Origin of the sequence: Streptomyces harbinensis (assembly GCF_900116145.1) — a bacterium.
In the GTDB taxonomy this organism is placed as follows: Bacteria; Actinomycetota; Actinomycetes; order Streptomycetales; family Streptomycetaceae; genus Streptomyces; species Streptomyces carpaticus.
This window is the reverse complement of record NZ_FPAB01000002.1, coordinates 678694-692594: the sequence shown is the minus strand read 5'-3', so window position 1 is coordinate 692594 and position 13901 is coordinate 678694. Positions and strand designations below refer to the sequence as shown.

Sequence of the window (13901 nt, the reverse complement as noted above, 5' to 3'; positions counted from 1 at the left end):
GCGCGCCCGGGCGTCAGCTCCCCTCCGTACGCAGCCGCAGCTCCCGGCCGCCCCAGCGGCGGCGCAGCCAGCGGTCGTGACTGGCCACCACGATCGCGCCGGGTCCCGGGCCGAGTGCCTCCTCCAGTTCGTCGCACAGCCGGGGCGAGAGGTGGTTGGTGGGCTCGTCGAGCAGCAGCAGGTGCGGCGGACGCGCCACCAGGAGGGCCAGGGCGAGCCGGCGCCGCTGGCCCGCCGACAGCCGACCGACCGGCTGCCGGGTGTCGGCCTCGCTCAGCAGCCCGAGTGCCGCCAGCGGCACCTCCTCGGCGCGCTCCGCGCCCAGCGCGCGGGCGTAGACCTGGCGGGCGGTACGGTCCGGGTGCGCGAACGCGGTGTCCTGGGTGAGCATCGCGGTGATGAGGCCGGGCCGCCGGTGGACGGTGCCGTGCGCGGGGAGCCGGCCGGCCAGGACCGACAGCAGGGTGGACTTGCCCGCCCCGTTGCCGCCGGTGACCAGGAGCCGGTCCCCTTCCCCGATCTCCAGCGGCGGCAGCGGCGGGCGGCCGGGGACGTGGGCGTCGCGCAGGACCACCAGGCGTGCGCCGTGCTCCCCGCTCTCCCCCGCCTCCTCCGTCCCGCTCCCGGTGGCCAGCTGCGCGGGCCGGAAGGTGAGCGGGCGCGGCGGTGCGGCGATCGCGTTCCGTTCCAGCTCGGCCAGCCGCCGGGCCGCGTCCCGCACCCGGCGCGAGATCTGCCGCTGCACCCGGCCGGCGCGGTGGCCGTAACCCATCTTCTCGTGGTCCGTCCGCGCCCGGTCCGGGGCGAGCCGGTGCCCGGTCACCTCCGCCGCGCGGCGCAGATCCCGCAGTTCTTGCTGTTCCTCGGTGAACCGCTGTGCCCAGCGGCGTCGTTCGGCCTGCCGCACGGACAGGTACGCGTGGTAGCCGCCGCCGTAGCGCACCGGGCCGCCGGGGGCCGGGTCGAGGTCGATCAGCTCGGTGCACACAGCCTCCAGGAACGCCCGGTCGTGGCTGGCGACCACCACGACCCCGGGCAGTTCGCGCACCCGTTCCTCGACGAAGGCCGCCGCCTCGTCGTCGAGGTGGTTGGTCGGCTCGTCCAGCAGCAGGGCGGCCGGCCGGCGCACCAGCAGCGCGGCCAGGGCGAGCCGGCCGCGCCGGCCGCCGGAGAGGGAGCCGAGCGTGCGCTCCGGGGAGAGGTCTCCCAGGCCGAGCCCGTGCAGCGTGCGGGCCGCGCGCCGGTCGGCGTCCCACACCTCCGCCTCCTCGGCGCGTTCGAGGGCGGCGGCGTAGGCGTCGAGCAGGGCGGCGTGGCCGGGTGAGCCGTCCGGGGTGCGGCCGAGCAGGCCGGTGAGCCGGTCGAGTTCGGCCAGGGCGGCGCGGGCCTCGCGCAGCGCGTCGTCCAGGACCTGGGCGACGGTCGTACCGGTGTCGAAGGGCACTTCCTGGTGCAGGAAGCCGAGGCCGGCGGGGCGGCTGACCCGGCCGACGTCGGGCCGGTCCACGCCGGCGAGCAGCCGCAGCAGCGTGGTCTTGCCGGCGCCGTTCTCGCCGATCAGGCCGAGAGGGCGGCCGGGGGCGGCGGTGAGGGAGAGGCCGTCGAGGATCCGGCGGCCCGCGTGGATACGGACGAGGTCGTGCGCCTGGAGCGCGGGTCGGGACATGGCGATCCACCTGGGGGTACGGGGCGGGACGGGGGCGCGGGGGCGGCGGCGCCCGCGCGGGGCGGGCGCCGGGCGGGTCACCCCTGGGGCGGGTCCCACTCCGTCAGCGTCCCCTCGGCCAGCCGCAGCCACCGTCCGATGCCGATCCGGGCCAGGAACGGCTCGTCGTGGCTGACCACGACGAACGCGCCCCGGTAGGCGGACAGCGCGCTCTCCAGCTGGCCGGCGCTCAGCAGATCGAGGTTGTTCGTCGGCTCGTCCAGCAGCAGCAGCTGCGGCGCCGGTTCGGCGCACAGCACGCAGGCCAGGGTGGCGCGCAGCAGTTCACCGCCGGAGAGCACCCCGACCGGGAGGTGGGCCTTGGCGCCCCGGAAGAGGAAGCGGGCGAGCAGGTTCATCCGCTCCGCCTCGGTGCGGTGCGGCGCGAAGGCGGTGAAGTTCTCGACGACGGTGCGCCCGGCATCCAGCAGGTCCAGCCGCTGCGACAGGTAGGCGACGCGGCCGTCGGCCCGCCGCAGCTCGGCGGCCTCCGGCTCCAGACCGCCCTCCAGCAGCCGCAGCAGCGTGGTCTTGCCGGCGCCGTTGGGGCCGGTCAGCGCGATGCGTTCGGGGCCCCGGACGGTGAGGTCCACGCCGTGCGGGCCGAACAGGGCGCGCTCCCCGTGGCGTACCCGCAGGCCCCGGCCGAGGAAGAGGGTGCGGCCGGCCGGTACGCCGGTGTCGGGCAGGTCGAGGGTCAGCCGCTGCTCGTCGCGGACGGCGCGCCCGGCCTCGTCCAGCCGGGCCCGCGCGTCGTCCACCCGGGAGGCGTGCATCTGGCCGGCGCGGCCGGCCGACTCCTGGGCTCCGCGTGCCATGTTCCCGGCGAAGATGCGGGGCAGTCCGGCGTTCTTCAGGTTGCGGGAGGCGTTGCCGGCCCGGCGCTCGGCGCGCTCCCTGGCCTGCTGCATCTCCCGCTTCTCGCGCTTGAGTTCCTTCTCGGCGTTGCGGACGTTCTTCTCGGCGGTCTCCTGTTCGGCGCGGACGGCTTCCTGGTAGGCGGTGAAGTCGCCGCCGTAGAAGCGCAGGGCGCCGCGGTCGAGTTCGGCGATCCGCTCCATGCGGTCCAGGAGGGCGCGGTCGTGGCTGACGAGCAGCAGGCAGCCGGACCAGTCCGCCAGGACGTCGTAGAGCCGGTGCCGGGCGTCGCGGTCGAGGTTGTTGGTCGGCTCGTCCAGCAGCAGCACGTCCGGGCGCTTGAGGAGCTGGGCGGCGAGCCCGAGCTGGACGATCTGGCCGCCGCTGAGGGTGCGCAGTTCCCGGTCCAGGGCGAGGCCGGCGAGTCCGAGCCGGTCCAGCTGGGCGCGGGTGCGTTCCTCGATGTCCCAGTCGTCGCCGATGGTGGCGAAGTGTTCCTCGGCCACGTCGCCCGCCTCGACGGCGTCCAGGGCGCGGATCACCCCGGCGATGCCCAGCACTTCGGCGACGGTCAGATCGGCCGCCAGCGGCAGGTTCTGCGGGAGGTGGCCGAGGTGCCCGGAGACGGTGACGGTGCCGGCCGTGGGGCGCAGTTCACCGGCGATGAGCTTGAGCAGAGTGCTCTTGCCGGACCCATTGGGCGCGACCAGTCCGGTGCGGCCGGGGCCGAGGGTGAAGGTCAGGTCGCTGAAGACGGGGGTGTCGTCGGGCCAGGAAAAGGACAGACCGGTGCACGTGACGGAAACGTCGGACATGGAAAGACCTCAGAGGAGAACGCGGGCGCCCGGCGGGGCGATGCCCGGGAAGACGGTTCGGGGGACGACAAAGCGGCCACCCCGGCGCGCACACGCACCGGCCGGCGGCCTGGCAGCCCGGGTATCACCCCGAGATGTCGTCTTCACCCACCACGTCGGTATCTCCCTGGATACGGTTCTCCGTGTGATCGACGATACACCCTCCGCCGGGAGGGCTCACTGGGCGGGCAGCCGCACCGAGTAGAGGGAGGGGGTGTCCAGGGCGCGGGAGACCAGGATGGCCCCGGTGACGGCGAGGATCAGCGGCACCGTCAGGGCGTCGGTCGTGCGGGTCAGCTCCAGCATGAGGACCACGGCGGCGAGGGGCGCCTGCATGGCGGCGGCGAGGACGGCGGCGGCGCCGAGGACCGCGAAGCCGGCGGCCGGCGCGTCCCACAGCTGGGCCCAGCCCCGCCCGGCCAGCGCCCCCAGCAGGGCGCCGATGACGATGGTCGGGGTGAACAGCCCGCCGCTCGCTCCGCTGCCCAGGCTGCCGGCCGTGACGAGCGGCTTGAGGAGCAGCAGCACGAGGACGGCGGGTACGGCGAGCTGCGCGCCCAGGGCGAGGTCGACGATGTCCTTGCCGTTGCCGAGCAGTTCCGGGAAGGGGATCGCCAGCAGCCCGACCCCGGTGAACACCAGCGCGGGCGCGATCAGCAGGCCGCGGCCGGTGGGACGGTGCCGGTGCGCGACGCGGATCATCCGGACCCAGCCGACCGCGGCCAGCCCGGCGAGCGGGCCGATGACCAGGGCGAACACGGTCAGCGAACCGGACAGCGGCACCTCGGGCAGCTGATAGGTGGGGCCGGTCGGCAGGACGATCCAGGACACGCCGGTGGCGATGCAGCAGGCGGCCAGGGCGGGCAGGGCGAGCCGCAGCGACAGGACGCCGAGCATCACCTCCAGGGTCAGCAGCGCCCCGCCGAGCGGCACGTTGTACACGCAGGCCATGCCGGCGCCGGCGCCGCAGGCGGCGAGGAGTCTGCGGTGCGCGGTGTCGATGCCGGCCCGGTCGGACAGCCGGGAGGCGAGCGCCGCGCCGGCCAGCCGGGGCGCGGCCTCCCGTCCCAGTGAGGCGCCCATGCCGACGATCACCGTGGAGAGGAAGGCGGTGCCCAGGCTGCGCCGCATCGGCAGCCGCCCCCGGTCCCGCCACAGCGCGGTGCTCACCTCAGACCCGCCGGGCCCGGTCCACCGGGCGAGCAGCCACCAGCCGGCGCCGGCCAGCACCCCGGCGGCGGCCAGGACCAGGACCCGGCGGCCGGGTCCGGCCTCCTCGACGGCCGTCAGGAGATCGCCCGACCGGTGGCCGTACGCCAGCGCGGAGGTCGCTTCCAGCAGCAGCATCAGGGCGCTGCCGGCGAGCCCGGCCAGTACACCGGTGGCCGCCACCAGCACCCACAGCCGGGGGGACAGCGCGGGGACGTCCACGGGTGCGACGAGGTTGGGCTGCTCCAGGGGCGCCGCCGGCCGGGCGTCCTCGCGGCCGGGCCGCCCGCCCGGCCCGCGGTCGCCGCCATCCGGCGGGCCGTCCCGGCCGCGATCGTCTCCGCCGCCGCCTATGCACCCGCCCCGCACGTTCCCGCTCCCGATGTCCACGGCCTTCCCGGCCGGTGCGGGGGCCTCCTCCCGTCGGGTGGGCGGTCGCCACGACCGCGCCCGCCGGCTGCCGTGCGGGGCCGTCCGGGTCCCGGCACGGGGACCGATTGTCGCAAACCGCCCGCCGGCCGGTGCCGCCGCACCCCGTCGCCGGACGCCTCCGACCCGCGTCACCGCCCGCCGCCACCCGCTGATGTAATAGCCACATGACATCAGCAGCTATTACCGAAACCGTGCCGGCCGGCACGGTGCGTTCCTGGGTCGACGGCTGGGTGGTCTCCCGTGGCGCCGCCGACCCGGTGCCCCGGCCCTGGGGCTGGAGCATCGACGTCGGCACCCACGCCGAGGCGGGGCGGCATGTGGTGGCCGACGGGGACGAGACGGCCGTCCGCGCGCTCGCCCGGGACTTCGCGGTGCCCGGCCGGTGGCTCAAGGTGTTCCTACCGGGCGTGACGACCGCGCACGACGCCCCGTACGCCGCCCAGGAGGTCGTCGCGCCCTGGCTGGTCGAGGGGTGGTCCTTCGACCTGCCCGGGTTCCTCATGACCACCGCGCCGCGGCACTCCCCCGCCCCGGTGCCGGACGACTACCGGCTCCGGGCGTGGACCCGCGGCGGGGTGATCCGCGCCGCCGTCCTGACCCCGCGGGGCGCGCTCGCCGCCCGGGGCCAGATCGCCCCCACCGGCCCGACGGCCGTCGCCGACCAGATCGAGACCTTCCCCGGCCACCGCCGCCGGGGGCTCGGCTCGGTGGTGATGCGCACCCTGCACAACGCGGCGCTGGACCACGGCGCCCGCACCGGCGTCCTGGTCGCCACCGTGGAGGGCCGCGCGCTCTACGAACACCTGGGCTGGCGCACCCATATCCCGATGGCGAGCATCCGCTTCCGCGGCGAAGCCGGCTGAGTCGCGCCGTACGGGAGCGGGTGCCGGGCGGCCGGACGGGCGAGGGGCGCGGACCGGCCGGGCCGGCGCGCGCCGGGCCGCCGCGGGACCCGGCCCGGCCGGGACGGCGCCGGGTGCGCGATCGCCGACGCCTCAGGCCGCGGGGAAGTCGGTGCGGGCGGCCGAGGCGGCGGTGGCGTCGAGGTTGGCGCGCAGCGCCTCGACCTTCGCGGTGGCGAAAGCCTGCGCGTCGGAACCCAGCACCTGGCGCAGCGGGCCGCCTTGGAGGCCGGCCCGCTCGACGATGGCGGCAGCCGCCTCGGCCGGGTCGCCGAGCTGGCTCCCCTGGAGGGCCAGGTGGTCCGCGACCATCGCCCGCACCGCCGGGTAGTGCTCCGAGGTCTCGGCCGGCAGCGCCAGCGAGTCCGGGGCGAGGAAGGAGGTGCGGAAGTAGCCCGGTTCCACGACGGTCACCTCCATGCCGAAGTCCGCGACCTCGGCGGCGAGCGCCTCGCTCAGCCCTTCGAGCGCGAACTTGCCCGCGCAGTACAGGGCCCAGCCGGGGAGCGCGGTCAGACCCAGGATCGAGGAGATGTTGATGACGCGGCCCGCGCGCTGCTCCCGCAGCACCGGCAGCGCGGCGCGCAGCACGTTCCACACCCCGGCGATCTGGAGGTCGACCATGTTCCGCACGTCCTGGGCGGTGGTCTCCTCAACGGCCGCGAGGTAGCCGTAGCCCGCGTTGTTGACGACGACGTCCAGCCGGCCGAAGGTGTCGCCGGTCCGCTGCACGGCGGCCTTGACCTGTGCCTCGTCCGTCAGGTCGACGGTCAGCGCGAGGAGCCGGCCGGTGTCGGCCGTACCGCCCAGCGCGGCCTTCAGGCGCTCGGCGGAGCGGCTGGTGGCGGCCACGTTGTCGCCCCGGGTGAGCAGGTGCCGGACCAGTTCAAGACCGATCCCGCGCGAGGCGCCGGTCACGAACCAGGTGGTGGCGGGGGTGGTGGTGGCGGGCATGGGTGCCCTCCTCTTCCGTCGGTGTCGTGAGGGGGCCGGAGCGGGTTGCCGTTCCGGCGGTGACTCCATCGTGGTGGGCCGGCCGGGCGGCCCCGGGTGCCGTGAGAGGCCCTGCGCGTGCCGGGACGCGGCTGACGAGGACCGGCAGACCCACCTCGGGAGGCCGTCGCCGTCCGTCACGGGGACACACTGGATCCATGGCCTCCGTCAATCGAGAACTCGCGGACTTCCTCAAGCGCTCCCGGGCCCAGGGCGACCCCGAGCGGACCGGGCTGCCGCCCGACGGACGCGTCCGGCGCGTACCCGGACTCCGGCGCGAGGAAGTCGCCCGCCTGGCGGGGGTGTCCACCGACTACTACGCGCGCCTCGAACAGGGCCGCCCCATCAACCCCTCCCCCGCGGTGGTCGAAGCCATCGGGCACGCCCTGGGACTCGATGCGGCGGGACTGGCCCACCTAAGGGATCTGGTCGGCGTCACCGCCGCGCGCCCGCCGGCCCGCGCCCCCGGCGTCCAGCGGCTGCGCCCCGGGCTGCACCAGCTGCTGGATTCCCTGGACCCCGCCGTCCCCGCCCTCGTCCTGGGACGCCGGTCCGCCGTCCTGGGCGCGAACCGGATGGCCAGGACCCTGTTCGCGGACTTCGAGGCGATGCCGGTCGCCGAGCGCAACTACACCCGCTGGCTGTTCCTCGACCCGGGGGCGCGTGCGCTGTTCGCCGACTGGGCGGTGCAGGCCCGCGCGGCGGTGGAGAACCTGCGGCTGGACGCGGTCCACGCCTCGGACCGGCGGGCCACCGAAGCGCTCGTCACCGAGCTGAGGGAGCTGAGCGAGGATTTCGACCGCTGGTGGCGACAGCACCGCGTGCACCAGCGCACGCACGGTTCCAAGCGGCTGCTGCACCCGCTGGTCGGTGAGCTGACCGTGGAGTACGAGACGTTGTCGCTCCCCGGTGACAGCGAGACCACCGTGTTCCTCTACACCGCCGCTCCCGGGTCGGCGTCCGCTCAGGCGCTGGATCTGCTGGCGTCGTGGACCCTGGCGGAAGCGGCGCCGGCCCGGCGGCGGCCGCGCGACTGATTCCGGCCCGACACCGGTCCCGCCTCTCCCGGCAGACACCCGGGAGGGGGCTTCGCCCTGTCACGTCAGCGATACAGTGACGCACACGCGCCGGACCGCCCGGTCCGGCGCGACCGGCGACAGGAGGCAGGAATGGCGGAGCGGGTGAACAGTCCGCGTGCGCGCTACCGGGAGCAGACCCGCGCGGAGATCAAGGAAGCGGCGCTGCGGCAGCTCGCCACCGGCGGGATCGAGGGCGTGGCGCTGCTGCGTATCGCGAAGGAGATCGGGATGTCCGGCCCGGCGCTCTACCGCTACTTCGCCAGCCGCGACGACCTGCTGGCGGAGCTGGTGCTCGACGCCTACGACAGCGCGGCCACGGCGGTCCACGCGGTGGACACCGCGGCGGACGGGCGGTCCGCGCTCCGCACCCTGACCGGCGCCTACCGCGCGTGGGCCGTGGCCGAGCCACACCTGTATCTGCTCATCCAGGGCACCCCGGTGGCGGGCTTCACCGCCCCGGCCGAGACCGTGCTGAAGGCGCGCTCCGTCCTGGGGCCCTTCCTGTCCGTTTTCGCCCACGGACGGCCGCTGGTCTCCGTGGACCCGCTCCTGGCGCAGTTGCGGGGATGGCTGCGCGAGAAACCCGAGGTGGCGGCCTGGGTCGAGCAGTGGACGGAACGGCCCGCCGACGATCCCGCCGCGGGCGTCGCACTGACCGGCGCGGTGATGACCTGGCCGCAGCTGCACGGCACGGTCAGCCTGGAGATCACCGGCCAGTTCACCGGGATGGGACACGATCCCGCGACCCTGCTCGACATCCAGACGGCGCTCCTGGCCGACACCTTCCAGCTCCGCTGAGCACCGGAACCGGCGGCCCACCCGACGGAAGGAGATGGGCGGTCCGACCGCCTCAGATCAGGAAGATGAAGGCGGCAAGAAAGAACAGGCCGGCGAAACTGGAGAAGGCGCCGAGTCGGCGCACGTTGTAGACCTCGGCCAGCCACATCTCCTGGTCGTGGTCGTTCTCCGACCAGGGATTCGCGCCGTTGAGGCTCTGCGCAAGGCGACCAGCCGCGCCGTTGATGTCGAAAGCCACCCAGAGCCCGCACACGATCAGGGCAAGGCCGAGCAAGATGGGCACCTCATACCCCGTTCACTGACGTGGAGAGCATCACGGCAAGCACCGGGGACGATCTGCTGCGGTTGGCCTCGGACGCGCTGCGGTGTCCTATGTGGCGCATCTGCGGCTGGCGGAGCCGGAGCGGGCCGAGGAGTTCGTCCGGTCCCCGGCCGTCCTGGCCGTCCCGGTCACGGTCCGGTCGTGGGAGTTCTTCGCGGCGAACGCCTCCGGCAATCTGCGGGGTGTGCACGACGCGCTGACGGCGGCCGGCTGGCTGCTGGTGGTGCTCGCCTCGGCGGCGGCGAGCAGTCTGGTGGCGGGCCGGCTGGCCGAACAGGGCCGCAGGGTCGGGCTGCTGAAGGCCGTGGGTGCCTCTCCGGCGATGGTCGCGGCGGTGCTGCTGGCGGAGTATCTGGCGGTGGCGCTCGTCGCCGGTCCGGCCGGGCTGCTGCTGGGGTGCCGGTTCGCCGCCGTCTTCAGCAATCCGGGCGGCGGGCTGCCCGATGTCGGTCTGGCGGCGCCCTCGGTGGGCACCGTGGTCGCGGTGGCGGTGCTGGCCCTGGCCATCGCGGCCGGCGCGGCGGCCGGTCCCGCGTGGCGGGCCGCGCAGCGCAGTACGGCGCGGGCCCTGGCGGACGCGGCCAGGCCGCCGCGCGGGCGCTCCGCCGTCGACCGCGTCGCCCGGAGGCTGCCGGTCCCGCTCATGCTGGGGCTGCGGCTGGCCGCGCGGCGGCCCCGGCGGGCCCTGCTCACCGCCGTGACCGTCTTCACCGTCACGGCGGCCCTGGCCGCCGCGCTGACCTTCCGGGCGCAGCCGGTGCGGCCGCGGGATCTGGGGGGCTCCCTGCTGCCGGATCCGGACGCGCTGCTGGTGCAGCGGATCGTGGCGGGCTCCGTCGCCCTGGTGATCGCGCTCGCGGTGGCCGGGGAGGTCTCCCTCGCGTGGAACGCGGCCCTGGACGCCCGGCACAGTCTGGCGGTCACCCGTACCCTGGGTGCCACGCCCGGGCAGGCGAACCGGGCGCTCGTGCTGTCCCAACTCCTGCCCGCTCTACCGGCGGCGGCGCTCGGCGCCCCGGCGGGCGCGGGTCTGTACGGCCTGCTGCACGCGGGTCCGATGGCGGCGGCGGGGCCGGGTCCCGCGGACTCCGCGCTGCTGGTCGCGGGGACGCTGCTGGGGCTGGCCGCCGTGACGGCCGTTCCGGGACGGGTGGACACGCACCGGCCGGTGCACGTGGTGCTGGCGGGCGCCCGGCACTGAGAGGAAGCGTCCCGGTGATGTCCCACCGGGACTCTTGTCCCAGTGGGACACAAGTGGGTGTACCGTCGGTGGCATGACCGTGACCACCTCTTCCCTCCCGATCCCCGCTCCCCGGGAGGACGGCCGGCGCCGCAAGGCGCGCCGGACCCGGGAGGCGCTCGCCGCCGCCGCGCTGGAACTGGTGCTCCGGGACGGACCGGACGAGGTGACGGTCGCCGCGATCGCCGACCGGGCCGATGTCGCCCGGCGTACCTTCAGCCGCTACTTCGGCAGCAAGGAGGAGGCGGCGCTGGACTTCGTCCGCGAGGACGGCAGCCGCATCAACGCCCTGCTGCGCGAGCGGCCGGCCGCCGAGCCCCCGCTGGTCGCCTACCGGCGTGCCGTCGCGTGCTGGCTCACCGACCGGGACACCCCCGCCTCCCACCACCGGCCCGGGATCCGTGCCCTGCTGGCCCTCCTGGACGGCGACCCCGCGCTGTTCGGCGCCTATCAGCGCATCCGGGTGGACGCGCAGGCGGAGTCGGTCGCCATCGTGGCCGCCCGCCTCGGGGTGGACGCGACCCGCGATCCCCGGCCCGCGGTCGCCGTCGACTCGGCCGCCGCCGTGCTGACCGCCGCCCTGCGGATGTGGGCCGGGTCGGCCGCCGTGGCCGGTCCGGAGGGCCCGGACGGTCCGGACGGTCCGGAGGGCCTGGACGATCTGACAGCGCTGGTGGAGCGCTCCTACGACGCCCTCATGGCCGAGGCGGCGCACGCCGCGGGTCATGAGGCCGAATCCGCACGAAGAAAGTGAACCGCATCATGAGCACCACCTCTCCCGTACCCGACTACGCCACCGAGTTCAGCGGCCGGACCGTCCTGGTCACCGGTGCCGCCTCCGGCATCGGCCTGGCCACCGCCCGCCGGCTGGCGGCCGGGGGCGCCGACGTCGTCGTCGCCGACTACCGCGCCGAGGGCGCCGAGGAGGCCGCCGCCGCGCTGCGCGCCGAGGGCTTCTCCGCCGCCGCCGTGGCCATGGACGTCACCGACCCCGCCTCGGTGCGGGACGCGGTGGCCTTCGCCGTCGAGACGTTCGGCGGGCTGCACCTGGCCGTCAACAACGCCGGCATCGGCGGTCCGGTCGCGCCCACCGGGGAGTACGACCTGGACGCCTACAACCGGGTCGTCCGCACCAATCTCGACGGTGTCTTCCACTGCCTGCGCTACGAACTGCCCGCCATCGAGACGGCCGGCAGCGGCGGCGCGATCGTGAACGTCGCCTCGATCCTGGGCAGCGTCGCCTCCCCCGGCTCGTCCGCCTATGTGGCGGCCAAGCATGGTGTGGTCGGTCTGACGAAGACCGCCGCCGCCGAGTACGCCACCAAGAACATCCGGATCAACGCGGTCGGTCCCGGCTTCATCGAGACCCCGCTGCTCGCGGAGATGGACCGCGCCCAGTACGAGGGCCTGGTCGGGCTGCACCCGGTGGGGCGGCTGGGCACGAGCGAGGAGGTCGCGGAGCTGATCGTGTTCCTGCTCTCCCCGCGCGCGTCCTTCGTGTACGGCAGCTACCACCTGGTGGACGGCGGCTACACGGCCGTCTGATCCCGGGTGCCGGGCCGCCCCGGGCCCGGCGTCCGCCCCGCGACCCCCGGTCGCGCGTTCCGTACGCGACCGGGCGCCGCGGGGCCGTTGTGCGCGCGTCTTCGCGCACGGAGCACCGTCGGACGTCAACGATCGTCAACGACCGTTCATGGGCGTACGGTGCGCTCTGCTCACCGCTCCCCGTAGGTGATGTGCGGCCGGGGCGGCGGCACGGTGATCGCCGAGAAAGGCCGGCTGATCGCCTCCCGCCAGGACTCCCCCCGGCACGGACCTGCCCGCCACCGTGCGCGGCCAGGTCTTCACCAGCTCCGTCGACCGGGTGGCCGTGGAGCAGGAGGGCCCGGTGCGGGCCGTCGTCAAGGTGGAGGGCCGGCACACCGCGAAACGGCGCGCCTGGCTGCCGTTCACGGTGCGGTTCTATCTGTACGCGGGGTCGGAGGCGCTGCGGGTGGTGCACACCTTCGTCTACGACGGGGACGCGTCGGAGGACTTCGTCAACGGGCTCGGGGTCCGCTTCGACGTGCCGATGCGCGGCGCGCCGCACGACCGGCACATCCGGCTCGCCGGCCAGGGCGAGGGCGTGCTGTCCGAGGCGGTGCGTCCGCCGACCGGGCTGCGCCGCGAGCGATGTGCTGCACGATCTGGTCGACGCCGACCGGACGTTCCTGGTGCTGGATCCGGGGCGCAAGCTCGCCGAGGAGCCGTTCGATCCGGATCCGCAGGCGCTGCCGATGGGCAAGAGCACCGACTGGGGCGCGATGGGCCTGGCCTGGCTGACCGAGTGGGAGCGCGGCGGCGATCCGGTCGCCCGTACCAAGCTGCTGAACGGCGCGGCGAGTATCGCGGCGCTGCCCAACGGCTGGGCGCAGGGCGGGGCGACGACCTACAACCTGCTCGACGGGCGGTTCACCGGCCCGTCCGAGCCGAGTGTGAGCATCGGCAGTCTCAGCTCCGTCTTCGGGCTGATGGAGCTGATGACCGAACTCCTCCAGCTGACCGACGACGAGCAGGTCCGGGCGCAGTGGGTGCGGTTCTGCCGGCTGTACAACGCGACGGCGGACGAGCAGCGGGCGGAGACCGGCTCCTCGTGGGGCAGTCTCAATCTGCGGCAGGCGTACTCCCGGGCCACGGCGTACGCGGCGGTGCAGTTGGCGGATCCGGCGCTGGCGGCCCGGGCCTGGCGCGAACTGCGCACCGGGCACGCGGGGTATCCCGAGGACCACCCGTTCCGCTCGGTGCGCGTCGAGGGGCCGGCCGTGCTGAATCCGGTGAACGAGGCCCCGCTGAGCACCAATGCCAGTGCCCAGTACGGGCTGGCCGTCATCCAGTGTCTGGCCCTGGTGGGCGATCACCTCCGAGCGGCGGTCCGTCCCCACCGGTGACCGGAAGGGTCCGGCGGGGACGGGACGGCGCCTTTCATCGGACGCCCTCCTCGTCGCTGCCGTGGCGCAGGCGGTGGAGTTCGTCGTTCATGGCGTCCAGGAAGCGCAGGACGACGCGGAGTTCGTCGTCGCTGAACCGGGAACGGGCCGCCTCGGTGCTGCTCGCCAGCGGCCGGAAGTAGGCGCGGGCGATCTCCTTGGCCGGCTCGGCGTAGTGCAGGTGGACGACGCGGCGGTCGCTCGCGGAGCGTTCGCGCCGCACGTGGCCGGCCCGCTCCAGCCGGTCCAGGCAGGCGGTCATCGCCGCGGAGGTGAGCCGCAGCCGGCTGCGCAGGACGCCGGGGGTCATGGGCGTGTCACCGCCGTCCCGGCCGGCGTCCAGGATCGCGATCAGCGCCTGCACATCGGTGTGATGGAGCCCCTGGGCCTGGGCGAACTCCTGGGCGATGCGGTTGAACTCGCCGTTCATCCGGCGCAGCAGGACGGCGAAGGTCTGCAGGTCGGTGGCGCCGTCGCGGGGCGGCGGATCGGGGGTGGAGGCAACTGGCACGCCCCTCAGGATAGGCCCCCGGGCCGACCGGT

At 75.0% G+C, this 13901-nt stretch carries 13 protein-coding genes and 1 pseudogene; 8 read left to right on the top strand and 6 right to left on the bottom strand.

Annotated features, from left to right (window positions below):
- Positions 1-13: 13 nt before the first annotated feature.
- The 3 genes from BM385_RS07405 to BM385_RS07395 all read right to left on the bottom strand — a co-directional run bounded on the left by BM385_RS07405 (position 14) and on the right by BM385_RS07395 (position 4848).
- Positions 14-1666, bottom strand: coding sequence for an ABC-F family ATP-binding cassette domain-containing protein (locus BM385_RS07405; RefSeq protein WP_093842524.1), 1653 nt, complete (start codon positions 1664-1666; stop codon positions 14-16).
- Positions 1667-1743: 77 nt separating this feature from the next.
- Complete coding sequence (locus tag BM385_RS07400; protein ID WP_019435973.1) at positions 1744-3378, bottom strand: ABC-F family ATP-binding cassette domain-containing protein; 1635 nt, start codon at positions 3376-3378, stop codon at positions 1744-1746.
- 216 nt (positions 3379-3594) lie between these two features.
- Positions 3595-4848 carry a chloride channel protein gene (locus BM385_RS07395; RefSeq protein ID WP_254791458.1) on the bottom strand — a complete coding sequence of 418 codons (1254 nt, stop codon included), beginning with the start codon at positions 4846-4848 and terminating at the stop codon, positions 3595-3597.
- A 374-nt stretch (positions 4849-5222) separates the two neighbouring features.
- Between BM385_RS07395 and BM385_RS07390 the strand changes: the two genes are divergently transcribed.
- On the top strand, positions 5223-5921 hold the full coding sequence (locus tag BM385_RS07390) for a GNAT family N-acetyltransferase (protein WP_254791457.1): 699 nt from the start codon (positions 5223-5225) through the stop codon (positions 5919-5921).
- A gap of 132 nt (positions 5922-6053) precedes the next feature.
- Here the strand turns inward: BM385_RS07390 and BM385_RS07385 are convergent, their stop codons facing one another.
- Positions 6054-6914, bottom strand: coding sequence for an SDR family oxidoreductase (locus BM385_RS07385; RefSeq protein WP_093842522.1), 861 nt, complete (start codon positions 6912-6914; stop codon positions 6054-6056).
- A 197-nt stretch (positions 6915-7111) separates the two neighbouring features.
- On the opposite strand from BM385_RS07385, the gene BM385_RS07380 reads away from it, so the two are divergent.
- The gene (locus tag BM385_RS07380) at positions 7112-7990 is read left to right on the top strand and encodes a helix-turn-helix domain-containing protein (RefSeq protein WP_019435969.1); all 879 of its coding nucleotides are present in this window, start codon (positions 7112-7114) and stop codon (positions 7988-7990) included.
- Between the two features lie 132 nt (positions 7991-8122).
- Positions 8123-8830, top strand: coding sequence for a TetR/AcrR family transcriptional regulator (locus tag BM385_RS07375; RefSeq protein ID WP_093842521.1), 708 nt, complete (start codon positions 8123-8125; stop codon positions 8828-8830).
- A 52-nt stretch (positions 8831-8882) separates the two neighbouring features.
- Here BM385_RS07375 and BM385_RS07370 read toward each other — a convergent pair whose 3' ends face one another.
- Positions 8883-9113 carry a hypothetical protein gene (locus BM385_RS07370; protein WP_093842520.1) on the bottom strand — a complete coding sequence of 77 codons (231 nt, stop codon included), beginning with the start codon at positions 9111-9113 and terminating at the stop codon, positions 8883-8885.
- 91 nt (positions 9114-9204) lie between these two features.
- On the opposite strand from BM385_RS07370, the gene BM385_RS07365 reads away from it, so the two are divergent.
- From BM385_RS07365 to BM385_RS07350, 5 genes and pseudogenes are all read left to right on the top strand, one after another.
- On the top strand, positions 9205-10353 hold the full coding sequence (locus tag BM385_RS07365) for an FtsX-like permease family protein (RefSeq protein ID WP_175542936.1): 1149 nt from the start codon (positions 9205-9207) through the stop codon (positions 10351-10353).
- Positions 10354-10426: 73 nt separating this feature from the next.
- A complete protein-coding gene (locus BM385_RS07360) occupies positions 10427-11146 on the top strand; it encodes a TetR/AcrR family transcriptional regulator (protein ID WP_093842518.1) in 720 nt (239 codons plus the stop codon).
- 8 nt (positions 11147-11154) lie between these two features.
- On the top strand, positions 11155-11937 hold the full coding sequence (locus BM385_RS07355; RefSeq protein ID WP_026047813.1) for an SDR family NAD(P)-dependent oxidoreductase: 783 nt from the start codon (positions 11155-11157) through the stop codon (positions 11935-11937).
- 283 nt (positions 11938-12220) lie between these two features.
- Positions 12221-12514 (top strand): annotated as a pseudogene (locus tag BM385_RS27680) (exo-rhamnogalacturonan lyase family protein); the annotation flags it as partial.
- A gap of 52 nt (positions 12515-12566) precedes the next feature.
- Positions 12567-13319: an exo-rhamnogalacturonan lyase family protein gene (locus BM385_RS07350; protein WP_019435962.1), complete on the top strand. Its 753-nt coding sequence runs from the start codon at positions 12567-12569 to the stop codon at positions 13317-13319.
- Positions 13320-13353: 34 nt separating this feature from the next.
- On the opposite strand, the gene BM385_RS07345 is transcribed toward BM385_RS07350, so the two are convergent.
- The gene (locus BM385_RS07345; RefSeq protein WP_019435961.1) at positions 13354-13869 is read right to left on the bottom strand and encodes a MarR family winged helix-turn-helix transcriptional regulator; all 516 of its coding nucleotides are present in this window, start codon (positions 13867-13869) and stop codon (positions 13354-13356) included.
- Positions 13870-13901 lie beyond the last annotated feature (32 nt).

What these genes read in the sequence shown, in the direction of transcription:
- BM385_RS07390 (WP_254791457.1), top strand. Translation starts at nt 5,223, where the DNA reads ATGACATCAGCAGCTATTACCGAAACCGTGCCGGCCGGCACGGTGCGT.
- BM385_RS07405 (WP_093842524.1), bottom strand. Translation starts at nt 1,666, where the DNA reads ATGTCCCGACCCGCGCTCCAGGCGCACGACCTCGTCCGTATCCACGCG.
- BM385_RS07360 (WP_093842518.1), top strand. Translation starts at nt 10,427, where the DNA reads ATGACCGTGACCACCTCTTCCCTCCCGATCCCCGCTCCCCGGGAGGAC.
- BM385_RS07400 (WP_019435973.1), bottom strand. Translation starts at nt 3,378, where the DNA reads ATGTCCGACGTTTCCGTCACGTGCACCGGTCTGTCCTTTTCCTGGCCC.
- BM385_RS07375 (WP_093842521.1), top strand. Translation starts at nt 8,123, where the DNA reads ATGGCGGAGCGGGTGAACAGTCCGCGTGCGCGCTACCGGGAGCAGACC.
- BM385_RS07355 (WP_026047813.1), top strand. Translation starts at nt 11,155, where the DNA reads ATGAGCACCACCTCTCCCGTACCCGACTACGCCACCGAGTTCAGCGGC.
- BM385_RS07380 (WP_019435969.1), top strand. Translation starts at nt 7,112, where the DNA reads ATGGCCTCCGTCAATCGAGAACTCGCGGACTTCCTCAAGCGCTCCCGG.
- BM385_RS07385 (WP_093842522.1), bottom strand. Translation starts at nt 6,914, where the DNA reads ATGCCCGCCACCACCACCCCCGCCACCACCTGGTTCGTGACCGGCGCC.